This window comes from Micromonospora chokoriensis, from assembly GCF_000718555.1.
In the GTDB taxonomy this organism is placed as follows: Bacteria; Actinomycetota; Actinomycetes; order Mycobacteriales; family Micromonosporaceae; genus Micromonospora; species Micromonospora chokoriensis_B.
Genome location: NZ_JOAN01000008.1, coordinates 151,928 through 177,999, shown reverse-complemented (window position 1 = coordinate 177,999; position 26,072 = coordinate 151,928). Strand labels below are relative to the sequence as shown.

The 26,072-nt window shown below is 71.8% G+C and carries 24 protein-coding genes; 14 read left to right on the top strand and 10 right to left on the bottom strand.

Annotated elements, in window-relative coordinates:
- Window positions 1-120: 120 nt before the first annotated feature.
- The 6 genes from IF46_RS0113245 (at window position 121) to IF46_RS0113220 (ending at window position 6,654) form a co-directional block, all read left to right on the top strand.
- Window positions 121-675, top strand: a complete 555-nt coding sequence (locus IF46_RS0113245; protein WP_030488623.1) for a plasmid pRiA4b ORF-3 family protein — start codon at window positions 121-123, stop codon at window positions 673-675.
- Window positions 676-886: 211 nt separating this feature from the next.
- On the top strand, window positions 887-2,173 hold the full coding sequence (locus IF46_RS0113240) for an ABC transporter substrate-binding protein (RefSeq protein WP_030488622.1): 1,287 nt from the start codon (window positions 887-889) through the stop codon (window positions 2,171-2,173).
- Between the two features lie 109 nt (window positions 2,174-2,282).
- Window positions 2,283-3,254, top strand: coding sequence for a carbohydrate ABC transporter permease (locus tag IF46_RS0113235; RefSeq protein WP_030488621.1), 972 nt, complete (start codon window positions 2,283-2,285; stop codon window positions 3,252-3,254).
- A 10-nt stretch (window positions 3,255-3,264) separates the two neighbouring features.
- Window positions 3,265-4,107 carry a carbohydrate ABC transporter permease gene (locus IF46_RS0113230; RefSeq protein ID WP_030488620.1) on the top strand — a complete coding sequence of 281 codons (843 nt, stop codon included), beginning with the start codon at window positions 3,265-3,267 and terminating at the stop codon, window positions 4,105-4,107.
- The gene (locus tag IF46_RS0113225; RefSeq protein WP_030488619.1) at window positions 4,104-5,525 is read left to right on the top strand and encodes a GH1 family beta-glucosidase; all 1,422 of its coding nucleotides are present in this window, start codon (window positions 4,104-4,106) and stop codon (window positions 5,523-5,525) included. The genes IF46_RS0113230 and IF46_RS0113225 overlap by 4 nt, the downstream gene beginning before the upstream one ends.
- 82 nt (window positions 5,526-5,607) lie before the next feature.
- Window positions 5,608-6,654: a LacI family DNA-binding transcriptional regulator gene (locus tag IF46_RS0113220; protein WP_030488618.1), complete on the top strand. Its 1,047-nt coding sequence runs from the start codon at window positions 5,608-5,610 to the stop codon at window positions 6,652-6,654.
- Between the two features lie 105 nt (window positions 6,655-6,759).
- On the opposite strand, the gene IF46_RS0113215 is transcribed toward IF46_RS0113220, so the two are convergent.
- Both IF46_RS0113215 and IF46_RS0113210 read right to left on the bottom strand, forming a co-directional pair.
- Window positions 6,760-7,971, bottom strand: coding sequence for an acyl-CoA dehydrogenase family protein (locus IF46_RS0113215; protein ID WP_030488617.1), 1,212 nt, complete (start codon window positions 7,969-7,971; stop codon window positions 6,760-6,762).
- A complete protein-coding gene (locus IF46_RS0113210; protein ID WP_030488616.1) occupies window positions 7,971-9,044 on the bottom strand; it encodes a phosphotransferase family protein in 1,074 nt (357 codons plus the stop codon). Before IF46_RS0113210 ends, IF46_RS0113215 begins: the two co-directional genes overlap by 1 nt.
- Window positions 9,045-9,196: 152 nt before the next feature.
- On the opposite strand from IF46_RS0113210, the gene IF46_RS0113205 reads away from it, so the two are divergent.
- From IF46_RS0113205 to IF46_RS0113195, 3 genes are all read left to right on the top strand, one after another.
- Window positions 9,197-9,898, top strand: coding sequence for an amino acid-binding protein (locus IF46_RS0113205; RefSeq protein ID WP_030488615.1), 702 nt, complete (start codon window positions 9,197-9,199; stop codon window positions 9,896-9,898).
- Window positions 9,899-9,987: 89 nt separating this feature from the next.
- On the top strand, window positions 9,988-11,049 hold the full coding sequence (locus IF46_RS0113200; RefSeq protein ID WP_030488614.1) for a GNAT family N-acetyltransferase: 1,062 nt from the start codon (window positions 9,988-9,990) through the stop codon (window positions 11,047-11,049).
- Between the two features lie 184 nt (window positions 11,050-11,233).
- Entirely contained in the window at window positions 11,234-14,137 is a 2,904-nt protein-coding gene (locus tag IF46_RS0113195) for a glycoside hydrolase family 9 protein (protein WP_030488613.1), read from the top strand.
- A 71-nt stretch (window positions 14,138-14,208) separates the two neighbouring features.
- Here the strand turns inward: IF46_RS0113195 and IF46_RS0113190 are convergent, their stop codons facing one another.
- From IF46_RS0113190 to bioB, 3 genes are read right to left on the bottom strand one after another with little or no spacing between them, the layout of a single operon-like run.
- On the bottom strand, window positions 14,209-14,715 hold the full coding sequence (locus tag IF46_RS0113190) for a GNAT family N-acetyltransferase (protein ID WP_030488612.1): 507 nt from the start codon (window positions 14,713-14,715) through the stop codon (window positions 14,209-14,211).
- A 4-nt stretch (window positions 14,716-14,719) separates the two neighbouring features.
- Window positions 14,720-14,911 carry a hypothetical protein gene (locus IF46_RS0113185; RefSeq protein ID WP_030488611.1) on the bottom strand — a complete coding sequence of 64 codons (192 nt, stop codon included), beginning with the start codon at window positions 14,909-14,911 and terminating at the stop codon, window positions 14,720-14,722.
- A 5-nt stretch (window positions 14,912-14,916) separates the two neighbouring features.
- Window positions 14,917-15,912, bottom strand: a complete 996-nt coding sequence (gene bioB / locus IF46_RS0113180) for a biotin synthase BioB (RefSeq protein ID WP_030488610.1) — start codon at window positions 15,910-15,912, stop codon at window positions 14,917-14,919.
- 319 nt (window positions 15,913-16,231) lie between these two features.
- Here bioB and IF46_RS0113175 point away from each other — a divergent pair, with 319 nt between their 5' ends.
- From IF46_RS0113175 to IF46_RS0113160, 4 genes are read left to right on the top strand one after another with little or no spacing between them, the layout of a single operon-like run.
- On the top strand, window positions 16,232-17,368 hold the full coding sequence (locus IF46_RS0113175) for an 8-amino-7-oxononanoate synthase (protein ID WP_030488609.1): 1,137 nt from the start codon (window positions 16,232-16,234) through the stop codon (window positions 17,366-17,368).
- A gap of 55 nt (window positions 17,369-17,423) precedes the next feature.
- Entirely contained in the window at window positions 17,424-18,149 is a 726-nt protein-coding gene (gene bioD / locus IF46_RS0113170; RefSeq protein WP_030488608.1) for a dethiobiotin synthase, read from the top strand.
- Between the two features lie 54 nt (window positions 18,150-18,203).
- Window positions 18,204-19,775, top strand: coding sequence for a sensor histidine kinase (locus IF46_RS0113165; RefSeq protein ID WP_232234027.1), 1,572 nt, complete (start codon window positions 18,204-18,206; stop codon window positions 19,773-19,775).
- On the top strand, window positions 19,775-20,452 hold the full coding sequence (locus IF46_RS0113160) for a response regulator (protein WP_084597891.1): 678 nt from the start codon (window positions 19,775-19,777) through the stop codon (window positions 20,450-20,452). Before IF46_RS0113165 ends, IF46_RS0113160 begins: the two co-directional genes overlap by 1 nt.
- A 35-nt stretch (window positions 20,453-20,487) precedes the next feature.
- Here the strand turns inward: IF46_RS0113160 and IF46_RS0113155 are convergent, their stop codons facing one another.
- From IF46_RS0113155 to IF46_RS0113135, 5 genes are all read right to left on the bottom strand, one after another.
- Entirely contained in the window at window positions 20,488-21,258 is a 771-nt protein-coding gene (locus IF46_RS0113155; protein WP_030488605.1) for an ABC transporter permease subunit, read from the bottom strand.
- Window positions 21,255-22,187, bottom strand: a complete 933-nt coding sequence (locus IF46_RS0113150) for an ABC transporter ATP-binding protein (protein WP_030488604.1) — start codon at window positions 22,185-22,187, stop codon at window positions 21,255-21,257. The genes IF46_RS0113155 and IF46_RS0113150 overlap by 4 nt, the downstream gene beginning before the upstream one ends.
- A gap of 74 nt (window positions 22,188-22,261) precedes the next feature.
- The gene (locus IF46_RS0113145) at window positions 22,262-23,014 is read right to left on the bottom strand and encodes a polysaccharide deacetylase family protein (protein WP_232234026.1); all 753 of its coding nucleotides are present in this window, start codon (window positions 23,012-23,014) and stop codon (window positions 22,262-22,264) included.
- Between the two features lie 149 nt (window positions 23,015-23,163).
- Entirely contained in the window at window positions 23,164-24,342 is a 1,179-nt protein-coding gene (locus IF46_RS0113140; protein ID WP_030488602.1) for a cytochrome P450, read from the bottom strand.
- Between the two features lie 9 nt (window positions 24,343-24,351).
- Complete coding sequence (locus tag IF46_RS0113135; RefSeq protein WP_030488601.1) at window positions 24,352-25,020, bottom strand: class I SAM-dependent methyltransferase; 669 nt, start codon at window positions 25,018-25,020, stop codon at window positions 24,352-24,354.
- A gap of 150 nt (window positions 25,021-25,170) precedes the next feature.
- Here IF46_RS0113135 and IF46_RS0113130 point away from each other — a divergent pair, with 150 nt between their 5' ends.
- Window positions 25,171-26,061, top strand: a complete 891-nt coding sequence (locus IF46_RS0113130) for a hypothetical protein (RefSeq protein WP_232234025.1) — start codon at window positions 25,171-25,173, stop codon at window positions 26,059-26,061.
- The last annotated feature ends 11 nt before the right edge of the window (window positions 26,062-26,072 follow it).

Sequence of the window (26,072 nt, the reverse complement as noted above, 5' to 3'; positions counted from 1 at the left end):
GGTTGGGCGGTACGGTGCTGGCAGTCGCACCAGTTCCGGCCGGGGCAGTCGTCGTGTCGCCGGGCCCGGCACGCTCGGCAGATCATGCTCGCAGCCTAAGCCGCGGGAGGACAGGACAGCATGCCGCGTCAGATCTTCCAGCTGAAGATGTCTCTCGCCGGGACCCGCCCGCCGGTGTGGCGCCGGGTGCTCGTGCCCGCCGGCTACACGCTGGACCGGCTGCACCGGGTGGTGCAGCACGCGATGGGTTGGCGGGACTGCCACCTGCACTCGTTCGAGATCGACGCCGTGCAGTACGGCGAGCCCGACCCGGGTGGGGAGTTGGCGCTGCACGACGAGCTGGACGTGCGGCTCGACGCGGTGCTCGGCAAGGGCAGCAGGTTCTCCTACACGTACGACTTCGGCGACTGGTGGGAGCACGACCTGGTCGTGGAGGACGCGCTGACCGCCGACCCCGACGAGCGGTACCCGGTCTGCCTGGCCGGCGAGCGGGCCTGCCCGCCGGAGGGTATCGGCGGGCCGTTGGGCTACCAGGTGCTCCTGGAGGCCCCGACCGTCCCGGCCGACCTCGTCAGCCCTAGCCACGCGCTGTTGCGCGACTGGGCGGGCTCCACCTTCGAACCGTCCCGCTTCGACCCCGAGGGCGTCAGCACCCTCCTGCGCCGCTTCTGCTGAACCGGCCCCGCCCGGTGGGTGCTTGGGGAGTGGTTGGCGGTAACGATCTGGGAACGCTCCCATCGTCCTATTGACACCCCCGTTACCCGCCGGCAATCTCATGGGAGCGCTCCCGGAGGTGGTGTGTGTCACTCACGGACCCCGGCCTGGCGCGATGAGCACCCCCCCACCACACCCATCAAGCCTCACCACCGGAAAGAGGGGTCAGCGAATGAGTGTCACCACGCGGCGTACCCGCCTGGCGGCCGCTTCCCTGGCCGCGATCACCGCAATCGGCGGTCTCGCGGCCTGCGGCAACGACGACAAGCCGGCGGCCGGCGAGAAGCCGGCCAAGCTGGTCGTCGACACCTTCGGCGAATTCGGTTACGAAGAGCTCGTCAAGCAGTACGAGAAGGACACCGGCATCAAGGTCGAGCTGCGCAAGACCGCGCAGCTCGCCGAGTACCGGCCGAAGCTGGTCCGCTACCTGGCCACCGGCAAGGGCGCGGCGGACGTCACCGCCCTGGAAGAGGGCATCCTCAACGAGTTCAAGCCCAACGCGCGCAACTGGGCCGACCTCAACCCGTTGGTCGCCGACCACTCCAAGGAATACCTGCCCTGGAAGTGGGAGCTGGGCAAGGCGCCGGACGGTCGGCTGATCGGCCTCCCGACCGACGTCGGCAGCCTCGCCGTCTGCTACCGCAAGGACCTGTTCCAGGCTGCTGGTCTGCCCACCGAGCGCGACCAGGTGTCGGCGCTCTGGCCGGACTGGAAGGGCTTCCACGACGCCGGTCTGAAGTACAAGCAGGGCAGCGGCGGCAAGGCGTTCATCGACTCGATCACCGCCGTCTCCAACGGTGTGATGTTCCAGGGCAACGGTGACCTGTTCTACGACAAGGAAGACAACATCATCGCGGACACCAGCCCCGCGGTGAAGAACGCCTGGGACACCGCCACCTCGATGGCGGACATCTCCGCCAAGGCGCAGACCTGGTCGCCGGAGTGGTCGGGCGGCTTCAAGCAGGGCACCTTCGCGGCGACCTTCTGCCCGTCCTGGATGCTCGGCATCGTGTCGGAGAACTCCGGTGCGGCCAACAAGGGCAAGTGGGACGTCGCGTCCGTGCCGGGTGGCGGCGGTAACTGGGGCGGCTCGTGGCTCGCGGTTCCGGCGCAGAGCAAGTACCCGAAGGAGGCGGCGAAGCTCGCCGAGTACCTGACCAACGCGAAGAGCCAGGTGGAGGCCTTCAAGGCCAAGGGCCCGCTGCCCACCAACCTGGAGGCGCTGAAGAACGAGGCGTTCATCGGCTACACCAACGAGTACTTCAGCAACGCGCCGACCGGCAAGATCTTCGGGGAGAGCGTCGCCAAGATCCAGCCGACCCACCTGGGCCCGAAGCACCAGGCGGTCAAGGAGAACGCGCTCGAGCCGGCCCTGCGGGCGTTCGAGAGCGGGCAGGCCGACAAGGCGAAGGCCTGGGAGCAGTTCACGAAGGATGCCAAGACTCAGGGTGCCTTCTGAGTGATTCCCTGCCGGTGGCGTTCGGGGCTTCCCGGACGCCACCGGCCGGTCCCCTCCGCGTAGCGCCCTGCGCGAGGGCCCCCGGGCCTCGCCGGAAAAGGAAATTCGCATGAGCCTGTCGGCCACGACGGCACCGCCGTCGCCAGCAGCACCGCCTTCTCCCGACGTCTCTTCCCGACGTAACCGGGGAAGATTACTCAACCGTCTCGATGTCAAGTACTCGCCGTACCTCTACATCGCCCCGTTCTTCCTGATCTTCGGTGCGTTCGGGTTGTATCCGATGGTGCGTACCGCCTGGATGTCGCTGCACGACTGGGACATGATCGGCGATCACTCGTTCATCGGCTTCGACAACTACACCCGGCTGTTCTCCGACGAGTACTTCTGGAACGCGCTGGTCAACACGTTCGGCATCTTCGCCCTGTCGACCATCCCGCAGCTGTTGCTCGCCCTCTTCCTGGCGAACCTGCTCAACCGGACCTTCCTGCGCGCCAAGACCTTCTTCCGGATGGCCATCTTCATGCCGAACGTGGTGTCGGTGGCCGCGGTCGCGATCGTCTTCGGGATGCTCTTCCAGCGGGAGTTCGGCCTGTTCAACTGGCTGCTGGGCCTCGTCGGTGTCGACCCGGTCGACTGGGACGGGCAGCGGTGGAGTTCGTGGTTCGCCATCTCCTCGATGGTCAACTGGCGCTGGACCGGGTACAACACGCTGATCCTGCTCGCCGGCATGCAGGCGATCCCGAAGGATCTCTACGAGGCCGCGGCGATCGACGGCGCCAGCCCGTGGCGGCAGTTCTGGCAGATCACCCTGCCCATGCTCAAGCCCACCTTCATCTTCGTGGTCATCCTGTCCACGATCGGCGGCATGCAGCTCTTCACCGAGCCCCTGCTCTTCGCCAACGGCAACATTCTCGGCGGCAGCCAGCGGGAGTTCCAGACGCTGGCCATGTACATGTACGAGATGGGCATCGTGAACCTGAACTCCGCCGGTTACGGAGCCGCGGTCGCCTGGGCGATCTTCATGATCATCGTCTTGGTGTCGCTGTTCAACTTCCTACTCGTCCGCCGCTCGGCGAAGTGAGGAGAGATCGATGACCTCGGCTTCCCAGCGCCTGTGGCGCACCAGCCCGCTGACCTACGTGGCGCTCGTCCTGGCGGCGCTGCTGTCGATCTACCCGTTCTACTACATGCTGGTGATCGGCACTCGCAGCCTGGACTCCATCAACGAAGTGCCGCCACCGGTAACCCCCGGCGGAGCGTTCGGTGACAACTTCGGGCGGGTGCTCGACAACGACGCCGCCAACTTCCTCACCGGCATGATGAACTCGATCATCGTCTCCTCGGTGGTCACCCTGTCGGTGGTGCTCACCGGTTCACTGGCCGGGTTCGCCTTCGCCAAGCTGAAGTTCCGGGGCAGCAACGCCCTCCTGCTGGCGATCATCGTCACCATGATGATCCCGACCCAGATGGGCCTCATCCCGCTCTGGTCCATGATGCAGGACCTGGGGTGGTACGACACCCTCTACGCGGTCACCGTGCCGTTCCTGGTCAGCGCCTTCGGCGTGTTCATGATGCGGCAGTACGCCAGCCAGGCCATCTCCGACGAGCTGATCGAGGCCGGTCGCGTCGACGGTGCCAGCACGTTCCGGATCTACTGGAGCATCGTGCTGCCCGCGCTGCGTCCCGCCGCCGGCGTCCTCGGTCTGCTGACCTTCATGGAGACCTGGAACTCGTTCCTCTGGCCGTACGCCATCCTCTCCCCGGAGAACCCGACCCTGCAGGTCTCGCTCTCCTTCCTCTCGTACGCCTACTACACCGACTACTCCCAGGTGTTCGCCGCCACGGCGATCGGCACCATCCCCCTGGTCCTCGTTTTTCTCCTGTTCGGCCGCCAGATCATCGGCGGGATCATGGAAGGTGCCGTCAAGTCGTGAGCAACCCTGCCAGCCCAACCGCTGTCGATGTCCTCGACGAGCGCTCCGGGCTGACCTTTCCACCCGGATTCCTCTGGGGGGCCGCGACGGCGGCGTACCAGATCGAGGGGGCGGCGGCCGTGGATGGCCGCACCCCGTCGATCTGGGACACCTTCAGTCACACCGAGGGTCGGGTCGTCGGTGGGCACACCGGGGACGTCGCGTGCGACCACTACCACCGCCTCGGCGACGACGTCGCGTTGATGGCCGAGCTGGGCCTCAAGTCGTACCGTTTCTCGGTCTCCTGGTCTCGGGTGCAGCCCGGCGGCGTCGGCGCGGCCAACCCGCAGGGCCTGGACTTCTACCGGCGACTGGTCGACGAGCTGCTGGCCAACGGCATCGAGCCGTGGCTCACCCTCTACCACTGGGATCTGCCGCAGCCGCTCGAGGACGCTGGCGGCTGGCCGGCCCGGGACACCGCAGCCCGCTTCGCCGACTACACCACCCTGATGGCCGACGCGCTCGGTGACCGGGTTCGCTACTGGACCACGCTGAACGAGCCGTGGTGCTCCGCGTTTCTCGGCTACGGCTCCGGCGTGCACGCCCCCGGCCGCACCAACGGTGCGGACTCGGTGCGCGCCGGACACCACCTGATGCTCGGTCACGGTCTGGCCGTGCAGGCACTGCGGGCCGCCCGGCCGGCCGCCGAGGTGGGCGTGACCGTCAACCTCTACCCGGTCGACCCGGCCAGCGACGCGCCCGCCGACCGCGATGCCGCCCGGCGGATCGACGGGCTGGCCAATCGGTTCTTCCTGGACCCGCTGCTGCGCGGGGCGTACCCGGAGGATCTGGTGGCCGACCTCAGCGCGGTGACCGACTTCGACCACGTGCGCGACGGCGACCTGGCGACCATCTCCACGCCGCTGGACCTGGTCGGGGTCAACTACTACAGCCGGCACGTGGTCGCCGCACCGGTCGAGGGCGTCGCGGCCGACCCGGCCCCCTCGTGCTGGCCGGGCAGCGAGGACGTCCGGTTCGTCACCCGGGGCGTCCCGGTCACCGACATGGGCTGGGAGATCGACGCCCCGGGCCTGGTCGAGACGCTGCGCCGGGTGCACGGCTACACCGACCTGCCCCTGTACGTCACCGAGAACGGCTCGGCGTTCGTCGACTCGCTTGTCGACGGGGAGGTCGACGACGTCGATCGGCTGGCCTACTTCGACGCCCATCTGCGCGCCGCGCACGAAGCGATCGACGCCGGCGTGCCCCTGCGGGGATACTTCGCCTGGTCGTTGATGGATAATTTCGAATGGGCCTGGGGTTACACCAAGCGGTTCGGCATGATCCACGTCGATTACGACAGCCAGGTCCGCACCCCCAAGTCCAGCGCCAAGTGGTACGCCTCGGTGATCCGGCGCAACGGTCTGGCCGCACAATAGGCTCGGGCCAGCCATCAGGACGGCCCCGGCGTCCACCTCCCGCAGGTGGCGCCGGGTCCGCCCGCCGTCGGAGGAGCAGACGATGACAACGCAGCGCACCCGGTCGCTCGGGCGCCCGACCCTCGACGCGGTCGCGGCGCGTGCCGGCGTCGGTCGGGGCACGGTCTCCCGCGTGGTCAACGGCTCGCCCCAGGTCAGCCCGGAGGCCCGGGCCGCGGTCCAACAGGCCATCGCCGAGCTGGGGTACGTGCCGAACCGGGCCGCCCGTGCGCTCGTCACCCAGCGGACCGACTCCGTCGCGCTGGTGGTGTCCGAATCCGGCGAGCGGGTCTTCACCGAGCCGTTCTTCGCCTCGATCGTGCGGGGGATCAGCTCCGGGCTGCTGGAGACGCCGATGCAGCTCTGGCTGGCCATGGCACAGTCGCCGGTGGAGCGGGAGCGGGTCGAGCACCACCTCACCAACCAGCACGTCGACGGCGTACTGCTGCTGTCGCTGCACGACTCCGACCCACTGCCGACGCTGCTGGAGGAGCGCGGCCTGCCCGCCGTGCTCGGCGGTCGTCCCGCCCGCATGCTGCAACCCGGCGCCCAACCGGCCTGGTTTGTCGACGTGGACAACGTTGGCGGAGCCCGGCAGGCGGTGGAGTACCTGGCGAGGCAGGGGCGGCGACGCGTCGCCACCATCGCCGGTCCGCAGGACATGGGTGCCGGCCTGGCCCGCTTGGCCGGCTACACCGACGCGGTGAAGGCCACCGGCGCCAGCGTCAACCCCGACCTGATCGCGTACGGCGACTTCAGCGAGGGCAGCGGCGCAGCCGGAATGCGCCGTCTTCTGGACGCCTGCCCGGACCTGGACGCGGTCTTCGTCGCCTCCGACCTCATGGCGTTCGGCGCGCTGCGTACCCTGCGCGAGGCCGGCCGGCGCGTGCCGGAGGACGTCGCGGTGATCGGCTTCGACGACGCGACCATCGCCCGACAGGCTGAGCCACCGCTGACCACGGTCTTCCAGCCGGTGGAGGAGATGGGCCGGCAGATGGCCCGCCTGCTGGTGGCCCGGATCCGTGGCGAGGAGCTACCCGCCTCCCACATCCTCCTGGACACCCAACTGGTCCACCGAGCCTCCGCCTAACCCTCCGCCCCCGCGTGCCCGCGCGGGCGTCGCCGTTGATCATGAAGTTATTGCCATGACACGCCGACGTGGAGGGCAATAACTTCATGATCAACGAGGGCGGGGTTACAGGGCCCAGCGGCGGAGTTCGCGTTTGGCCAGGGAGTTGCGGTGGACCTCGTCGGGGCCGTCGGCGAGGCGCAGGGTGCGGGTTTGCGCCCAGAGGGCGGCCAGTGGCGTGTCCTGGCTGACCCCGGCGCCGCCGTATCCCTGGATGGCCTTGTCGATCACCCACTCCGCCATCGCGGGCGTGCCGATCTTGATGGCTTGGATCTCGGTGTGCGCGCCCTTGTTGCCGACGGTGTCCATCAGCCAGGCCGTCTTGAGCACCAGGAGCCGGGCCTGCTCGATGCGGACCCGGGACTCGGCGATCCACTCCCGGACCACGCCCTGTTCGGCCAGCGGTCGGCCGAACGCGATCCGATCGTTGGCGCGGCGGCAGAGCAGCTCCAATGCCCGCTCAGCCATTCCGATCAATCGCATGCAGTGGTGGATCCGGCCCGGACCCAGCCGGGCCTGTGCGATGGCGAAGCCGGTGCCCTCGGCGCCGATCAGATTCTCCGCGGGCACCCGGACGTCGGTGAAGTCGATCTCGGCGTGACCGCCGTGTGAGCCATCGGTGTAGCCGAAGACGGTCATGCCCCGGCGGACCTGCACGCCGGGAGTGTCTCGGGGGACCAGCACCATGCTCTGTTGGCGGTGCCGGTCGGCGTCGGGGTCGGTCTTGCCCATCACGATGAAGATCTCGCAGCGTGGGTCCATGGCCCCGGACGACCACCACTTGCGCCCGTTGATGACGTACTCGTCGCCGTCGCGGGTTATCCGGGTGGCGATGTTTGTGGCGTCGGAGGACGCGACGTCCGGCTCGGTCATGCAGAACGCCGAGCGGATCTCACCCTCCAGCAGCGGCATCAGCCAGCGCTTCTGCTGCGCCTCCGAGCCGAACTCGGCCAGCAGCTCCATGTTGCCGGTGTCCGGTGCCGCGCAGTTGACCGCCTCCGGCGCGAGGTGCGGGCTGCGCCCGGTCAGCTCGGCCAGCGGCGCGTACTGCAGGTTGGTCAGGCCGGCGCCGTAGCGCGGGTCGGGCAGGAAGAGGTTCCACAGGCCGCGCTTGCGGGCCTCGGCCTTCAGTTCGGCCAACACCGGGGTACGCGACCACGGGTCCCCGGCGGCCACCTGCTCGGCGTGCACTGCCTCGGCCGGGTAGACGTGCTCGGTCAGGAACCGGGTCAGCTCGTCGCGCAGCTCCTCGGTCCGGCTGTCGTATGAGAAGTCCATCACCGCTCCCTGGCGGCGGTCAGCCCGTGCGCGACCAGCGGTGCCACCATCTCGCCGATCCGGTCGAAGCCCTCGCCGAGCGTCTGCCCGAGCGTGTGGCGGTAGTGGATGCCCTCGCAGATGACCGCGAGCTTGAAGCAGCCCAACGCCACGTGCCAGTGCAGCGGCCCGACGTCCACGTCGGCGCGTCTGTCGTACCTGTCGATCAGCTCGCTGCCGGTGGGGAAACCGGCGCGCGGGCCGAGCCCGTCGGCGACGGGGTTGCCCACGGCGGTGTCGCTGCCGCCGAGCACGTCCCAGTAGGTCAGCAGCAGCCCCAGGTCGGCGAGGGGATCGCCGAGGGTGGCCATCTCCCAGTCGAGCACCGCGTGCACGGCGACCGGGTTGGCCGAGGCGAGGAGGTTGTCCAGCCGGTAGTCGCCGTGCACGATCCGGCCGGCGTTCGCGCCTTCCGGGGCGGTCGCCGCGAGCAGGTCACGCAGCTCGTCGATGCCGGGCAGTGGGCGGCTGCGGGAGCGGTCGAGCTGCCCGGCCCAGCGGCGGACCTGTCGGGCCAGGTAGCCCTCGGGACGGCCGAAGTCACCCAACCCGACGGTGGACGGCTCGACGCTGTGCAGCGCGGCGAGCGTGTCCATCATCGCCATGGCGAGGGCCCGGCGGCGCTCGTCGCCCAGCGGGTCGGTCTGTGCGCGGGTGCGGAACACCTCGCCGGGCATCCGCTCCATGAGGTAGAACGGTGCGCCGATCACCTCCGGGTCGGTGCAGAGCAGCAGCGCGCCCGGGACCGGCACCTCGGTCGGCGCCAGCGCCGAGATGACCCGGAACTCACGGGCCATGTCGTGCGCGGTCGCCAGCACATGCCCCAGCGGGGGACGGCGCAGCACGACCTCGCGGTCGCCGAGGCGCAGCAGGTAGGTGAGGTTGGACTTGCCGCCCGCGATCAACTGGGCACGCAGCGGCCCGACGGCCAGCTCGGGTCGGTGCTCCGCCAGGTAGTCGGCGAGTCGGTCCAGGGCCAGCCCTGCGGGGGAAACGGCCCCCGGCCGCGACGCATCGACGGCCGGATCGCTCATTCGACTAGTTGATGGCAGCCCGCTCACGTTGTCAAGGTCAGATTTTCCCCTCGGGACATGCCCCTGCAACAGGGACGAAATGGTCAACTACCAGGCTGGGAGCAGCCTGCCGGCCGCTCTCTCTCGCCGGCCCGCCGAGCGGAGGGACAGACATGTTGCTGCGAGTTCGGGTCACCCTGCCGGACCGTCCGGGCACCCTCGGTCAGGTCGCTCGCACGTTGGGCGTCTCCGGGGCGGACATCGTCCAGGTGGTGGTCCTCGAACGGCTCGGCGGGCGCGCGGTGGACGATTTCACTGTCGTCTGGCCGGGTGCGGCGCGGGTGGAGCGGCTGCTGGCTGGCCTCGCGGCGATACCGGGTGTGCGGGTGGACGGCGTGTGGCGGGCGATCGGCGCGCCCACCACCACCGGGCAGGACGCGGAGCTGTTGGCTCAGGTCGCGGCCAATCCGGCCGACGGGTTGGCGACCCTGGTCGACGCGGTGCCCGGCCTGCTGGCCGCCGACTGGGCCGTCGCCGCCGTGGTGCCGGTCGACTGGGCGTCGCGTACCGGCGGTGGCGGGGCGACCGTGGGGCACGCGAGCTGGCGTACTCCCGTACCCCTGCGGTTGCCGGAGGTGACCCCGCTGCGCGGCCGGTCGATGACCACGCCCGACGGCACCCACCACGCGATCGCGCCGTTCGGCCGGGCGGGCCTGGTGCTGGTGGCGGCCCGCGACCACAGCGAGACGCTCTCCGCCGCGGCGTTCCACAGCACCGAGGTGGATCGGCTCACCCAGCTCGTCCGCGCCTGCGCGGTGATCCTCGGTGACCGACTGGACCTCGTCGGTGCGCCGCCGGTGGTCGCTGGCCCCTGAGCGGCCCGAGGAGTTCCCGGGCCGACACCGCCGAGCAACCGGGCGGCAACAGGCGGGGGTGAGGCTCTTACCGGGGAAGGGAGCCAACCATGACGTTGTGGCGGATCCGAGCGACGGTGGACGACCGACCGGGCTACCTGTCGGTGCTCACGGCGAGCCTCGCGCTGCGCGGGGTCAACATCCTCACCGTGCAGGTGCAGCCCACCGAGCAGGGTGCGGTGGACGACTTCCTGGTCGACGCGCCGGACGCGCTCGACGAGGCCGAGCTGATCGCCGCCGTCGAGCGGGGTCGGGGCCGGGACTGCTGGGTGGCGCGCAGCGAGGCGCGTGGTCTGGCCGACCAGCCCACCCGGATGCTCGGGCTGGCCAATCGGCTGGTCCGTGACCCGGACGCGACGGGCGAGGCGTTGCGGACCCTGCTCGCCGCCGACATCGTCAGCTGGCGACCGGCGTCGGTAGGCGTCGAACGGGGGATCACCGGGGCCAGCATGTTGCTGGCCGACCCGGCGGGCGGTTCGTTCGCGCTGCGCCGGGCCGCGCCCGACTTCACCCCGGCGGAGTACGCGCGGGCGCAGGCCCTGGTGGAGCTGGCCGCCACCGTGGCACGCCGCGCCGCCGAACAGGTCACCCTGGTGCTGCCCGACGGCGCGGAGGTGGCCGTCCGGCCGGCCAGCGCCCACGACCTGTCCGGCGTACGGGAGCTGCACGAGGCGTGCTCACCGCGCAGCCGGCAGCGGCGTTACCTGGGTGGGGCGGCGCTGCCGCAGCCGTCCCGCCTGCGTCGGCTGCTGGAGCCGGGTCGCGGGCTGACGCTGATCGCCACGACCACCGGCGCCGATGGCCCGGCCGAGTCGGCGGTTGCCATGGCGAACCTGCTCGGCGAGGGCGACGAGGCCGAGCTGGCGCTGCTGGTGCGAGACGACTGGCAGCGGCGGGGGCTGGGGTCGGCGTTGCTGCGCCGGCTGGCCCAGCACGCCGACCGGTCCGGGTACGCGGCGCTGGTGCTGCACGTCCAGGCCACGAATGACCCGATGCTGCGGACGCTGCGCCGGCTGGACCGGCCCAGCTCCGTGCAGCGCGATGGCGGGTTGCTCACCGTGACGGTCCCGCTCGCCGTCGCCGCCCTGGCGGACGAGGCTGCTCGACCGTAGCCGCCGGTGCCGGCGCACAGACGCTTCCCAATCGTCGGCTGGCCCATTACATTGTCGGTTATCCATGGGAGCGCTTCCACGGCCCGTGGTCACACCGCCACCCCGCTGTCGCCGGTGGCCGTGCCGCCCGTACGCCGTCCCGCGTCGGTGCGACCGCCGGCGGCGCCTCCGACAGGAGCCCGCCATGCGCCACCTGACCCGGCCGTCCAGCGGCCACCCCGGTCGGTCACCGGTCGCCGACCAGCCCTGGCCGAGGCGGCTGCTGGCCGTCGGCGTCGCGCTGCTCACCGGCGCGTCCCTCGCGGTGACCGCGCCGCCGTCCGGGCACGCCTCCGCCGCGCCGGCCGCGACCTACAACTACGCCGAGGCGTTGCAGAAGTCGCTGCTCTTCTACGAGGCGCAGCAGTCCGGCCGACTACCCGACTGGAATCGGGTCTCCTGGCGCGGAGACAGCGCGCTCACCGACGGCGCCAGCGCGGGGGTGGACCTCACCGGCGGCTGGTACGACGCCGGCGACCACGTCAAGTTCGGCTTCCCGATGGCGTTCAGCGCCACCATGCTCGCCTGGGGTGCGGTGGAATACCGCAGCGGCTACACCGCGTCCGGGCAGTTGCCGCACCTGCTCAACAACCTGCGCTTCGTCAACGACTACTTCATCAAGGCGCACCCGTCCGCCAACGTCCTGTATGGACAGGTCGGCAAGGGCGACGACGACCACAAGTGGTGGGGTCCGGCCGAGGTGATGCCGATGGCGCGGCCCGCGTACAAGATCGATGCGAGCTGTGGCGGCGCGGACCTGGCGGGGGAGACGGCGGCCGCGATGGCCGCGTCCTCGATGGTGTTCCGGCCCACCGACGCGACCTACGCGGACAAGCTGCTCGGGCACGCCCGGCAGCTCTACACCTTCGCCGACACGGTGCGGAAGGCCTACAGCGAGTGCATCACCGACGCGGCCTCGTTCTACAAGTCGTGGAGCGGCTGGCAGGACGAGCTGGTCTGGGCCGCGATCTGGCTGCACCGGGCCACCGGCGAGGCCAGCTACCTGGCCAAGGCCGAGAGTGAGTACGACAAGCTCGGCACCGAGAACCAGTCCACCACCCGCTCCTACAAGTGGACGATCGCCTGGGACAACAAGCAGTTCGGCGCGTACGTGCTGCTGGCCAACCTGACCGGCAAGCAGAAGTACGTCGACGACGCCAACCGGTGGCTGGACTACTGGACCGTCGGGGTGAACGGGCAGCGGGTTCCCTACTCACCAGGCGGAATGGCGGTGCTCGATTCCTGGGGTGCGCTGCGCTACGCCGCGAACACCTCCTTCGCCGCGCTTGTCTACAGCGACAAGACCACCGACACCACCCGCAAGGCGCGCTACCACGACTTCGCCGTCCGGCAGATCAACTACGCGCTCGGCGACAACCCGCGAAACTCCAGCTACGTCATCGGGTTCGGCGCCAACTCGCCGCGCAACCCGCACCACCGCACCGCACACGGCTCCTGGTGGGACAGCCAGACCGTCCCCGTCGAGACCCGGCACACCCTCTACGGCGCGCTCGTCGGCGGCCCGTCCTCGGCCAACGACGCCTACAGCGACAGCCGGTCGGACTACGTGATGAACGAGGTGGCCACCGACTACAACGCCGGCTTCACCTCCGCGCTGGTCCGGTTGACCTCCGAGTACGGCGGCACGCCGCTGGCGAACTTCCCGGTCGCCGAGGTGCCGGACATCGACGAGTTGACCGTGGAGACCACCGTGACGCAGGCCGAACCGCGGGCCACCGGGCTCAAGGTGATGGTCTACAACAAGTCGGCGTTCCCGGCCCGCGCGCTGACCGACGGTCGGTTCCGCTACTACTTCCGGCCCGACGGCACTGGCCCGGTGCAGGTCACCGCCGGCTACACCCAGGGCTGCCCGTCCCCGACCACCGCCAAGCAGTTCAGCGGCGACATCTGGTACGTCGAGGTGGACTGCACCGGGTACACCATCGCCCCGGCGGGTCAGTCGCAGCACCGGATGGAGGTCCAGTTCAAGGTGGGCGTGCCGGAGGGCGGCACCTGGGATCCGACCAACGACCCGTCGTACCAGGCCACCGCCGGGCCCAACCGGAAGGTGCCGCTCTACTCCGGCACCACCCGAGTCTGGGGCGAGGAGCCGGGCCCGGTCGTACCGGACACCACCGCACCGACCGTCCCGGGCACCCCGGTGGCGTCCAACCTCGGCCCGCGCTCGGTCACCCTGACCTGGGCGGCGTCCACCGACAGCGGCGGCAGCGGCCTCGCCGGCTACGACGTCCGTGAGTTCATGGTCGGCAACGACGTGGTGGTGACCCGGCGGGTCACCGGAAACTCGATCACCATCACCACGTTGCTGCCGGAGCGGACGTTCGAGTACACAGTCGTGGCGCTCGACAACGCGGGCAACTCGTCGGCGGCCTCGTCGAAGCTCACGGTGACCACGCCGCCGGCCGGCACCGCCGACACCACCGCGCCGAGCACACCCGGCACGCCGGTCGCCTCGGCGGTCACCGCCACCGGGCTCACCCTGGCCTGGACCCCGTCGACCGACAACGTGGCCGTCACCGGCTACCGGGTCTACCGCGAGGCCGGCGCCACCGACGTGCTGGTCGCCTCGCCGACCGGCACCACCCAGGCGGTGACCGGGCTGACCGCCTCGACGGCGTACCAGTTCTACGTGGTGGCCGTGGACGCGGCCGGCAACACCTCCGCGGCGTCCGCGCCGGTCGCGGTGACCACCGCGGCCCCGCCGGTCGGCGGGACCTGCACGGTGGGGTACGCCACAAACGACTGGGGCACCGGCTTCACCGCCAACGTGTCGATCACCAACACCGGCACCACCGCGATCAACGGCTGGACGCTGCGGTTCAGCTTCCCCGGTGGGCAGAGCGTCAGCCAGGGCTGGTCGGCGGCGATCAGCCAGAGCGGCGCGGCGGTCACCGCCACGAACCTGTCCTACAACGGCACGATCGCGCCGGGCGCGTCGCTGAGCTTCGGCTTCAACGGCACCCACAGCGGCGCCAACCCGAAACCGACCGCCTTCACCCTCAACAACGCCGCCTGCACCATCGCCTGACCCGAAACACGGCGAGATCTTGGACAGTTACCGTTCCGTGCGGACGGTAACTGTCCAAGATCTGCGGCCGCTCACTCCACCAGGTCGTCGGCGAGCAGATCCATCAGCAGGCCGTCGTGCCAGCGACCGTCCGCGCCGCGCTCGTAGCGGCGCAGCACCCCCACCGGGCGAAAACCAACCTTCGCGTACGCCCGGATGGCGGCGCTGTTCGCCGCGGCCGGGTCGATGGTGAAGCGGTGGTGGCCGTACTCGTCGATCAGGTGTCGGGCGAGGGTGCGGATGGCGTCACCGCCGAGGCCCGCGCCACGCTCCGCCGGGGCGAGGAAGACGTCCAGGCTGGCGTGCCGGTAATCCGGGTCCGGCTCGGCATACCACTGGATCGCGCCGATCACCCGGCCGTCGTGCTCGATCGCGTACACCTGCAGGTCGTCGTCGGCGAGGTCGGCGCGCACGGAATCGGCCAGGTCGTCGCCGCCGCGCCACCAGCGGCGTACCTCTGGTTCGGCCCGGATCGCCGCGAGGGCCGGCACGTCCGCGACCGTCGCCGGTCGCAGTGTCACCGCCCGCCCTCGCAGCATCGGCTCAGCCCTGGATCTCGCCGTGCTCGACGCAGACCGCCGACCAGCCCACCGGCAGCACCTGCACCTTCATTCGGCGTCGGCACTCAGGGCAGAACCGGGGCGGCTCCAACTGGCGGGCGGACGCGCAGGCCGGGTGGGCGGTGGCCGTCGCCGACTCACCGCACCGATCGCACCACAGCTGCGTCGTCGTCATGGTCGTCACAGCGTGGCAGAGAGGGCCTTGACCGGCATCTTCAGCTCGTTCAGCAGCTCCAGGTCGGCGGTCGCCGGTCGACCCAGCGTGGTCAGGTAGTTGCCGACGATCACCGCGTTGATGCCGCCGAGCAGACCCTCGCGGGTGCCGAGGTCACCGAGGGTGATCTCGCGGCCGCCCGCGTACCGCAGGATGGTGCGCGGCATGGCCAGCCGGAACGCCGCGATGGCCCGCAGCGCGTCCTTGCCCTCCACCACCGGGCGGTCACCGAGCGGAGTGCCGGGACGCGGGTTGAGGAAGTTGAGGGGTACCTCGTGCGGATTCAACTCGGCGAGCTGCGCGGCGAACTCGGCCCGCTGCTCGACGGTCTCGCCGAGGCCGAGGATGCCGCCGCAGCACACCTCCATGCCGGAGTCGCGCACCATCCGCAACGTCTCCCAGCGCTCCTCCCACGAGTGCGTGGTGACCACGTTGGGGAAGTACGACTTGCAGGTCTCCAGGTTGTGGTTGTAGCGGTGCACGCCCATGTCGACCAGGTCGTCGACCTGCTCCTTGGTGAGCATGCCCAGCGACGCGGCGACCTGGATGTCGACCTCCGCCTTGATGGCGGCGACGCCCTCGCGCATCTGCTTCATGAGCCGGGCGTCCGGGCCGCGGACCGCGGCGACGATGCAGAACTCGGTCGCCCCGGTGGCGGCGGTCTGCTTCGCCGCCTTGACCAGCGACGGGATGTCCAGCCAGACCGACCGCACCGGCGAGGTGAACAGGCCCGACTGCGAGCAGAAGTGGCAGTCTTCCGGGCAGCCGCCGGTCTTGAGCGAAACGATCCCCTCGACCTCGACCTCCGGGCCGCACCAGCGCATCCGCACGTCGTGAGCGAGCTGGAGGGCGGCGGACAGGTGCTCGTCGGGCAGGTTCAGCACGGCGAGGATGCCGGCCTGATCGAGGCCGACACCGTCACCCAGGACCTGGGTCCGGGCCTGGTCGAGGATCTCTGGCATGGCTCGTACCCTACAAGGCCGGTGCCAGAGCCCCCGGTCGAGCCGAGGCGGAGTCCAGGCGGCGGTCCGGCAAGGCGGATGTTTGTCGGGATACCGGTGTTGTATCCCGACAAACATCCAACGCGGCTGGTCGCTGTCTGGGCCCGACGCAGGCCGGCCAGGGCACTGGCACCGGCCTTGGGCGCCCCGATCAGCCGGAATGCCCTGGCAGTTGGTGGACAGCTCGCACCGAGTGGATTCGTCGGGCCGGTGGCGGCGGGTGGTAATTTCGCCCGGCGGGTGTCGGGCTGACCGGCACGCACAGCGGGGGAGGGTGACGGTGGCGGACTGGCTGGCGGCGCTCGACCGCCGTGCCCAGCTGCGGGCGAAGGCCGGGCTCACCCGGCGACTGATTTCGCGTCCGGCCGACGATCAGATGATCGATCTGGCCGGCAACGACTACCTCGGCCTGGCCACCCACCCGGAGGTCACCGCCGCGGCCACGGCGGCACTGTCGGCGTACGGGCTGGGGGCGACCGGGTCGCGCCTGGTGCGTGGCTCCACCGATGCGCACCGGGCGCTGGAGGACGACCTGGCCCGCTGGCTGGGCACCGACGGCACCCTCGTCTTCTCCTCCGGCTACCTGGCCAACCTCGGTGCGCTGCGAGCGCTCGTCCAACCTCGGACGCTGCTCGTCTCCGACGCGCACAACCACGCGTCCCTGATCGACGGCTGCCGCCTCTCCGGCGCGGAGACGGTGGTCACCCGGCACGCCGACGTCGACGCGGTCGCCGCCGCGCTCGCGGCCGCCCCCGGCCGCCCGGCGGTGGTGGTGACCGAGTCGGTCTTCTCGGTCGACGGTGACCTCGCCCCGCTGGCCCGGCTGCACGCGGTGGCCCGTCGCCACGGCGCGCTGCTGCTGGTCGACGACGCGCACGCGCTGGGCCTGACCGGCCCGGCCGGCGCGGGGGCGGTGGCGGCCGTCGGGTTGGCTGGCGAACCGGACGTGGTGGTCACCGCCACCCTGTCCAAGGCGCTCGGTGGCGCGGGTGGCGTTGTCGCCGGCCCGGCCGAGTTCGTCCGGCATCTGGTCGAGACCGGGCGCACGTTCATCTTCGACACGGCACTGCCGCCGGCGATCGCCGCCGGCGTGCACGCCGCGCTGCGGCTCGCCCAGGCCGGCGACGACAGGCGCGCCGAGCTGGCCGACCGGGTCGGGTTCGCGGTCGGCCGCCTGCGGTCGGCCGGGCTGACCGTCTCCGCCCCGGACGCGGCGGTGATCTCGGTGACCGCCCCCGGGCCGGAGGCGGCGACCGCCTGGGCCGCGGACTGCCGGGACCGAGGCGTCGCGGTGGGTTGTTTCCGGCCGCCGTCGACCCCGGACAGCCGCTCCCGCCTGCGCCTCACGGTCAGCGCGGGGGTGCCCCGGGCGGCGTTCGAGCGGGCGCTGGACGTCATAGTGGAGACGGCACCGTGAGCGCGAGGAGTGAGCCGGGTTTGCGAGCCCCGCAGTCGCGAACCGAGAAGACGCTGTGACCGGGTGGTCGGGGTCGGTTCTGGTTACCGGGACGGACACCGAGGTCGGCAAGACGGTGGTGACGGCGGCGATAGCGGCTGCGGCGCAGGCCGCCGGGCTGCGGGTGGCGGTGGTCAAGCCGGGCCAGACCGGTACGGCCGGGGGTGAGCCCGGTGACGTGGACGCGGTCAACCGGCTGGCCGCGCCGCTGACCGGTCGGACCCTGGCGAGCTATCCGGATCCGCTCGCCCCGTTGGCTGCCGCGCGGGTCGCCGACCTGCCCCCGTTGGAGTTGTACGCCGCGGTGGATGCCGTCCGCGAGGAGGCTGAAAAGCACGACCTCGTGTTGATCGAGGGCGCGGGTGGGCTGCTGGTGCCGATGGGTCTGCGGCCGTCGGGTGAGCCGTGGACGATGGCCGACCTGGCGGTGTCGCTGGGCGTACCCGCGGTGGTGGTCGCCCGTGCCGGGTTGGGCACGCTCAACCACACCGCGCTGACCTTGGAGGCGTTGGATCGTCGGGCGGTGCCGGCCGGCGTGGTGATCGGCGCCTGGCCGGCGCGGCCGGAGCTGGTGCACTGGACGAACCTCACCGACCTGGTGCCGAACCTGCTCGGCGCGCTGCCGGACGGCGCGGGCGCGATGGACCCGGGTGTGTTCCGGCGTTCCGCCCCGGGTTGGCTCACCCCGGCCCTGCACGGCGTGCTCGACGACTGGCGGGTCTGGGCCGAGGAGAGCGGCTGAACACCTGACTTTCGTCGGTGTCCGCCCAGGCCGGGCGTGGGTAGCCTGACCGCCGTGCGGATTCTCGACTGCTCGCCGCCGGGTTGGCCGCACCGGCGGCGTCGCCTGCTGCTGGACGTGCTGCTCTGGGTGGTGGTCGCCGCCCCGGTCGGCTACGCCGGGGTCAGCCCGCCCCATCCGCGGTACGCGTTGCCGCTGCTGGTCGGCAAACTGCTGCTGCTCGGTGTGGCGGTTGTGGCGAGTCGGCGTCAGCCGTTGGTCGCCCTGGTGCTGGCGGTGCTCGGGTCGTTGGTCGATGGCAACTTCGTGTTCGCCATTCCGGTCTTCAGCTATCTCGCCGGACGGCGTAGCGCCACCGCGGGTCCGGCGATCATGGTCTTCGTGCTGATCACGGCTGGTGGCACGGCGCTCAACCTGGGGCTGCTCGGTGCCGGCGCGGCCACCTGGTTCCTGCTCGCCTCGGTGCTGCTCTTCGCCGCCGTGTTCCCCTGGTTGGTCGGCCGGTACCGCCGTCAGCAGCAGGAGTTGACCGACGCCGGTCGCCGGCACGTCGACGCGCTGACCCGTGAGCAGCGGGGTTCCGCCGAGCGAATCCGGCTGCGTGAGCGGGCCAGGATCGCCGGGGAGATGCACGACTCGCTCGGTCACGACCTCAGCCTGATCGCGTTGCGCGCCGCCGCCTTGGAGGTCGCCGCCGACCTGGACGACCGGCACCGGGCCGCGGCGGGGGAGTTGCGGGCCAGCGTCTCCGCCGCCACCGAGCGACTGCACGAGATCATCGGGGTGCTCCGTGAGGAGGGCGGCGCGTCGCTGCGTCCGAGCGGGGAGACCGTCGCCGACCTGGTCGACGGTGCTCGGGAGGCCGGCATGGCGGTACGGCTGGACGCCGCCCCGGCGCTCGCGGACCTTCCGGCGATGACCGGTCACGCGGCGCACCGGATCGTCCGGGAGGCGCTGACCAACGCGGCCCGGTACGCGCCGGGTGCCCCGGTCGACGTACGCCTCACCCGTGACGGTGACCGGGTCGAGGTGAGCGTCGTCAATGACGCTCCGCCGGCCGGGCCGCTGCCCGCCCCGCCGTCACAGGGCAGTGGGCTGCTCGCCCTCGCCGAGCGGGTTCGCCTCGCCGGTGGGGCGCTCGACGCCGGCCACCGGGCCGACGGCGGTTTCGCGGTACGGGCGGTGTTGCCGGCCACGGCGCCGCCGGCCGAGGCGATCGGGTCGCCGGCCGAGGCCGGGCTGGCGTCACGGTCCGACGAGCGACCCGGTCCGGCGGAGCGGCCGGTGGATGCCGAACGGCGGTTGCACGACGCTCGTCGGCGGGTGCGGCGCAGCCTGCTCGTGGCGCTCGTGGCACCTGTCGGTTTCGCCCTGGTGCTCTCGTTCGTCTACTACCCGGTGGCGACCGCCGGGACGGTGCTGGACCGGGCAACCTTCGACCAGCTGCGCGTCGGCGCGGCCCGGTCGGAGCTGGTCGGGCTGCCCCGGCGGCAGTTGGAACGCCCCGCGGCGGTCGACCGGGCCGGCTGCGAGTACTACACCGACGGCAACTTCCCCCTCGCGGAGCCGACCTGGCGGCTCTGTTTCACCGATGGCCGGTTGGTCAGTAAGGAGTGGATCGCCTAGTGGACACCGACACGACGGGGGTACCGCCGGTCCGGGTCGTGCTGGCCGACGACGAGGCGATGATCCGGGCCGGTGTCCGGGCCATCCTCGCCAGCGACCCCGGCATCGAGGTGGTCGCCGAGGCCGGCGACGGGCACGCGGCGGTGGAGTTGGTCCGTGCGCACCGACCCCGGGTCGCGCTGCTGGACATCCGGATGCCGCGGCTGGACGGGTTGGCCGCCGCCGCCGAGATCCACCGGGTCGTGCCGGAGACCGCGACGATCATGTTGACCACGTTCGGCGAGGACGACCACGTGGCGCGGGCGCTCGGGCACGGTGCCAGCGGGTTCCTGCTCAAGGCCGGCGACCCGCGTGAGCTGCTCGCCGGTGTGCACGCGGTCGCCGACGGCGGGGCGTACCTGTCGCCGAGGGTGGCCCGTCGGGTGATCGAGCTGGGCGCTGGCCGGCTGGCTCGCCGACCCGCCGCCCGGGACCGGACGGCCGGGTTGACCGAACGGGAACGGGAGGTGCTGGCGCTGGTCGGGGCGGGCCTCTCCAACGCCGAGATCGCCCGCCGGCTGCACCTCGTGGAGGGCACCGTGAAGAGCTACCTGACCAGCATCTTCACCCGGTTGGATGTGCGTAACCGGGTGCAGGCGGCGATCCTCGCGTACGAGGCGGGGTTGGTCGACGGCTGAGCGGGGCTCCCCCAGGCCCCCGCTCAGCCGTCTGCTTACGCGTCGCGGCGGCGCAGTGCCGTGCGGCCCAGCAGCAGTGCCGCGCCGGCCCACCCGGCGAGCAGGGCCAGCCCGACCAGGCTCGGGTACGGCTCGGTGTCGCCGGCCAGGAAGTGCCCGCCGGCCACGCCGGGGAACACGTCGGCGATCCGGTTCAGCACGTCGATGTCCGGCTCCTGGAGGGACAGCGGCACGATCATCAGCGTGGCGAGGAGCACGGTGAGCGTGAGCACCGCGCTGCGCAGCGCAGCACCGAGACCCAGGGCGAGGACGCCGACAAGCGCCAGGTAGGCCGCCACCGCCACGATGTCACCGAGCGTGCCGGCGGCCGGGGCGCTGCCCCACTCGCCGAGCACCGGCCGGGCCACTCCGACGCCGACGCCGCCGAGCAGCAGCCCGAGCGCGAAGGTGACCGCGAAGGTGACCGCGGCCTTGGCCAGCAGTACGCGACCACGCGACGGGGTGCACTGCAACGTCGTCCGGATGGTGCCGCTGGTGAACTCGGCGGTGATCGCCAGCAGGCCGAGCGCCAGCACCACGTACTGGGTCAGCTCGACCGAGTCGATCAGCACGCTGCCGACGGTGACGATCCCCAGGTCGTCGGCCGGGTCGTCGTTGGTGTTGTCGTTCGCGGCGTAGATGGCCAGTTGGCCGGCGCTCGCGGCCATCACCAGCAGCCCGGCCAGCGCCGTCCACCAGGTGCTGCGCACCGAGGAGAGCTTGGTCCACTCGGCGGCAACCGCGCCGTGCCTGGTGCCGGTGCTCATCGCGCGCCACCTCTGGTCGGGCCGCCGGCGTACTCGACGCTGTCGGCGGTCAACTCCATGAACGCCTGCTCCAGCGACGCGGCGTGCGCGCTCAGCTCGTGCAGTCGTACCCCCAGCTCGTGTGCCAGGTCCCCGACCTGGTCTGCGCTGACGCCGGTGACGGTCAGCTCGTCGGGGTCGGCCGCCTCGACGCTCGCGCCGGCGGCGGTGAGGCGCGCGGCGAGGGTGGCCAGCCCGTCCGGGTGCGGGCTGCGGACCCGGACCACGACCGTGCTGCCGGCGATCACCTCGTCGATCGGCGCGTCGGCGAGCAGTCGCCCCCGGCCGATCACCACGAGCTGGTCGGCGGTGAGCTGCATCTCGCTCATCAGGTGGCTGGAGACGAAGACCGTCCGCCCTTCGTCGGCCAGCGAGCGCGTCAGCTCCCGCACCCAGCGCACCCCGTCCGGGTCGAGGCCGTTCACCGGCTCGTCGAACATCAGCACCGGTGGGTCGCCGAGCAGCGCGCCGGCGATGCCGAGCCGTTGGCCCATGCCGAGCGAGAGCGTCCGCCCCGGCTTACCGGCGGCCCGTGCGTCCAGCCCGACGGTGTCCAGCACCTCGTCGACGCGGCGGGCGGGGATGCCGTTGCTTTGCGCCATGGCCCGCAGGTGCGCCCGGCCGGACCGGGCCGGGTGGATGGCCCGGGCGTCGAGCAGCGCGCCCACCTCGTGCAGTGGCCGGCGCAACTCCCGGTACGCGCGCCCGCCGACCAGGGCCTGCCCGGCGGTGGGACGGTCCAGCCCGAGGATCATCCGCATGGTGGTGGACTTGCCGGCGCCGTTGGGGCCGAGGAAGCCGGTGACCCGCCCAGGCGCGATGTCGACGGTCAACGCGTCGACCGCGACGGTCGACCCGAACCGTTTCGTCAACCCACGTAATGTGATCATGCGCTGACGCTAGGCGAGTGGCCCACTGTGCCACCGCGCCCGAACGGCACCACCTACCCCTGACTTTCGTCAGGTCACCGTACGTACTGCTCCAGCAGCGCCGGGGTGAGCCCGGCCCGATGGATCGCCTTCAACGCCGCGAGCAGGTCGTCCATCAGCGCCGGCCGGAAGTGCATCAGCAGCACGTCGCCGGGTTGGACCACCTTCTCCGGGGTCTGGTAGCGCACCTTCCCCTCGTGGACGGTCTCGGTCCAGTGCAGGACCGCCTTCGCGCCGCAGTCGTGTGCGGCCTGCAGCGTGGTGCTGTCGTGTTCACCGAACGGCGGGCGGAACAGGGTGGGCCGCTTGCCGAAGAGCCCTTCCAGCTTGTCCGCGGCACCGCAGATCTCCTGCTTCTGATAGTCGTACGACCGGCCGGCCAGCGAGGTGTGCGTGATGGTGTGGTTCTCCACGATCCCGCCCACCGCCTCGATCTGTCGGAAGTAGTCGGTGTGCTCCGCCGCCGCCGGTGAGTTGAGGAACATCGTGACCGGGATGCGCGCCTCCCAGATGAAGTCGATCACCCCCGGCGGGCGGGCCAGCCCACCGTCGTCGATGGTGATGAAGGCGACCTTCTGGTCGGTTGGCAGGCGGTGCCAGAACGGGGCCGACCCAGTCGCGGGCAGCGCCACCGGTTGCGGCAGCGGCACCTCGGGGAACGTCGGCACCTGGGCCACGTACCAGGCCAGGCTCTTGAACGCGGGCTTCGCGGACGCGGACGGCGAGGCGGACGCGGACGGCGAGGCCGACGGGGTCGGGACCGGGGCGGACGGGGTCGGCTGGGCCATGGTGATCTGCCGGGCGTGGGTCGTGTGGCCAGGGCGGACTGCGCAGGCAGTCAACGTCAGCAGGGCCAGAAGCGTTACGACGACAGGGATCCGACGAGTGGGGATGGCTGACACGCCCGGAAACATACCGAGCGGATGTCAGGTTCCGGTCAGCCCGGTGTGTGCGAGCGGCGGCGGACCACGAACGCGTCCGGCATCCGGAAGGTGAGGTTGTCCGGGCACCAGGGCGGGCGGAGCACGGTCACGCCGTCCAGCAGCGGCGCGGCCTCGGCCACCACCACCGCTGCCTCCATCCGGGCCAGCACGTCCCCGACACAGCGGTGCGCGCCCGCCCCGAACGCCAGGTGGCGGCGCGATCCACGCTGGCCCGGACGGAATTCGTCGGGCGACTCCACGATCGCCGGGTCGCGGCCGGCGCGGCCCAGCCACAGCACCAGGCTGCTGCCCGCCGGCACCCGCGTCCCGCCCAGCGTGCTCTCCGTCGCCGCCACCCGCCGCCAGGTGACGATCGGTGGTTCCAGCCGCAGGCCCTCCTCCACCACGTCGGCCACCGCGACCTCGCCGGTGCGCAGGCCAGCCCGTACGGCGGGCTCGCCGGCCAGCCGGTGCAGCAGCAGGGTGAGGAACTGCGAGGTGGTCTCCTGCCCCGCGACCAGCAGGAAGAAGAGCGCGCCGACCACCACGTCCGGCGGGTGCCCGGCGGCGCGCAGTTCGGCGGCCAACCCGCCGCCGGTGGCCGCGAAGTCACGCAGTACGCGGTGGAACCGGCCCACCTCGGCGGCGAGCGCCACCTGCCGGTCGGCGTCCAGTGGCGCCCAGAACAACTCCAGCGCGGCGCGGGCGAACTCCTTGACCGCGCCGACCGGCGCGTCCGGCAACTCGACCAGCCGGGCCAGCACCAGCAGCGGCAGGTCGGCGGCGAGGTCCGCGTACAGGTCGACCGGCTCACCGGCGTCGAGCGTGGCCTCGATCCGGGCGACCCGGTCCCGGACCAGCGCGGTGAGCCAGGGCCGCTGCGCGGCGACCCGGGCGGGGTGCAACGCCTCCGCGACGATCGCCCGGATCTGCGGATGGCTGGCGCCCGAGTTGTTCGCCAGGGTCGGCGGCAGCCGGAACCGGTGCCCGGCGAGCAGCCGCAGCGCGGTCACCGGCATCGGTGTCACCGCGTCCAGCGCGTTGTCCGGCCGGTAGGTGACCGGGTCGGCGAGGACCTGGCGGACCAGCGCGTGCCGGGTGACGACCAGGTGGGTGCCGCCGACGTGGTCCGGCACCCGGGCCACGTCCGGCCATGCGGGGTCGGCCACCTGCGCCCAGCTGCGGAACAGCACCCGGACACGCTAGCCGGAGGCCCCCGGCAGACCGGCTCGCAGCCGCCAGACGGTGGTGCGCTTCACCCGTACGCTCTCCAGCGCCTCCGGCACCGGCACGTCGTACGCGGCCAACTCGTCGAAGCGGTCCCGGGGCAGGAACGCCCGGCCGGGGTCACCGACAAACGCCGGCGCGCCGGCCCGGGCGGCGCGGAGCAGGAACCGCAGGACCCGGCGGGCCATCGCGTCGCTGTAGAAGACGTCTCCGGCGAGCACCACCTCGGCGTCCCCGGCGTCGCCGTCGAGGATGTCGGCGAACTCGGCGTCGACGCGTACCCCGTTGGCCTTGGCGTTGAGGGCGACCGCCGCCACGGCCAGCTCGTCCACCTCAACGGCCCGCACCGACGCCGCGCCGGCGCGGGCGGCGGCGATGGCCACCAGGCCGGAGCCGGAGGCGAGGTCGAGCACCCGGCGGCCGGCGACCAGCTCCGGGTGGTCGGTCACGTAGCGGGCGAGCGCCTGACCGCCGGCCCAGGCGAACGCCCAGAACGGCGGCGGCCGGTCGGTGGAGAACTCACCCTCGGTCAGCTCCCACAGCCCGATCGGCTCGTCCGCCTGGTGCAGCCGCACCTCGGGAACGAAGGGGACGGGGGTCAGTCGGGCGTGCAGCCGGACGAACGTGCTGGAGAGCTCGGACACCGGCTGATTCTCCCAGCGGCCCGACTCCCGGCGTGTCGCGGGGGAGTGGTGACCGGTTCACCACGGTCGGTGAAAACCCACCCTTCCCTTGCCGCCCGGTGCGAACACACCCGTCTGGTCGGGCAGGTGTCCCGCTTCTAGCGTTGCGGGGTGGAGGCGACCGAACGGAGGGTGGCGGTGGTGACGGTGTGGCGGTATGCGCTGAGGGCAGGGGTGGTGCTGGCCTGTCTGAGCGGGGTGGAGCTGGCGGTGGCCAGCCCGGCACAGGCGGCCTTCACCACCGAGTTGAGCGGCCTGCCGGGACGGTTCACCGCCGGCGAGCAGGTGCGGACGATCTCCGCGGTGGTCTCCCAGACGGATCGGCGCGGCGGGTGCGCGAAGGTGCGCTGGTCGATGGTGCTCAGCGTGCAGGGCATCCGGCTCGACCAGGTGAAGATGGACCGGGTGGAGGAGGCCGGCGACTTTCCGCTGGACATCCGTACCGACGGTGACGTGGCTCGGTTGACCGACCGGCAGCTCGACCCGGGCACGCTCTGCCCGGGCCGCACGGTCACGGCCCGCTACCGGGTGGCCTTCGCCGAGGACGTCACCCAGGGGCGGGTCACCCTCGCCGCCGAGGCGTACGACGCCAACCTGCGCCTGCTGGCCCGGCAGACCGCCACCCGCTCGGTGGTGGGGGTGGGCGGTGTCCCCACCGGTACGCCGAAGCCGACGGCGACACCGCCGGAGCCCACCGAATCCGCGAGTGCGCCGACCGAGGACGAGAGCACGGCGACGGAGGAGCCGGTCGAGGAGTACGGGGCCGACGCCGCGCCACCGGCAGCCAACCGTCCGGTCGCGCAGTCCGGCGCGTTCGGCGTGATGCAGGCCGCGTTCCTGCTCGGCGGGCTGCTGCTCTTCCTCGGGGTGGGGTTGCTGCTGCGGCTGCGGCACCTGACCCGGGCCCCGGCCGGGGACGCCGACGAGGCCGACGACCCACCGGTGGACCGGCGCTGGGAGCGTCCGGTCGCCGCGGACCCCTGGCGACCGGCCCGCCGCTGATCGGGGGCCGT

Bases quoted from the DNA above. Each gene is read 5' to 3' on its own strand.
- IF46_RS0113245 (WP_030488623.1), top strand. From the start codon at position 121: ATGCCGCGTCAGATCTTCCAGCTGAAGATGTCTCTCGCCGGGACCCGC.
- IF46_RS0113240 (WP_030488622.1), top strand. From the start codon at position 887: ATGAGTGTCACCACGCGGCGTACCCGCCTGGCGGCCGCTTCCCTGGCC.
- IF46_RS0113235 (WP_030488621.1), top strand. From the start codon at position 2,283: ATGAGCCTGTCGGCCACGACGGCACCGCCGTCGCCAGCAGCACCGCCT.
- IF46_RS0113230 (WP_030488620.1), top strand. From the start codon at position 3,265: ATGACCTCGGCTTCCCAGCGCCTGTGGCGCACCAGCCCGCTGACCTAC.
- IF46_RS0113220 (WP_030488618.1), top strand. From the start codon at position 5,608: ATGACAACGCAGCGCACCCGGTCGCTCGGGCGCCCGACCCTCGACGCG.
- IF46_RS0113215 (WP_030488617.1), bottom strand. From the start codon at position 7,971: ATGGACTTCTCATACGACAGCCGGACCGAGGAGCTGCGCGACGAGCTG.
- IF46_RS0113210 (WP_030488616.1), bottom strand. From the start codon at position 9,044: ATGAGCGATCCGGCCGTCGATGCGTCGCGGCCGGGGGCCGTTTCCCCC.
- IF46_RS0113205 (WP_030488615.1), top strand. From the start codon at position 9,197: ATGTTGCTGCGAGTTCGGGTCACCCTGCCGGACCGTCCGGGCACCCTC.
- IF46_RS0113200 (WP_030488614.1), top strand. From the start codon at position 9,988: ATGACGTTGTGGCGGATCCGAGCGACGGTGGACGACCGACCGGGCTAC.
- IF46_RS0113195 (WP_030488613.1), top strand. From the start codon at position 11,234: ATGCGCCACCTGACCCGGCCGTCCAGCGGCCACCCCGGTCGGTCACCG.
- IF46_RS0113190 (WP_030488612.1), bottom strand. From the start codon at position 14,715: ATGCTGCGAGGGCGGGCGGTGACACTGCGACCGGCGACGGTCGCGGAC.
- IF46_RS0113185 (WP_030488611.1), bottom strand. From the start codon at position 14,911: ATGACGACGACGCAGCTGTGGTGCGATCGGTGCGGTGAGTCGGCGACG.
- bioB (WP_030488610.1), bottom strand. From the start codon at position 15,912: ATGCCAGAGATCCTCGACCAGGCCCGGACCCAGGTCCTGGGTGACGGT.
- IF46_RS0113155 (WP_030488605.1), bottom strand. From the start codon at position 21,258: ATGAGCACCGGCACCAGGCACGGCGCGGTTGCCGCCGAGTGGACCAAG.
- IF46_RS0113150 (WP_030488604.1), bottom strand. From the start codon at position 22,187: ATGATCACATTACGTGGGTTGACGAAACGGTTCGGGTCGACCGTCGCG.
- IF46_RS0113145 (WP_232234026.1), bottom strand. From the start codon at position 23,014: ATGGCCCAGCCGACCCCGTCCGCCCCGGTCCCGACCCCGTCGGCCTCG.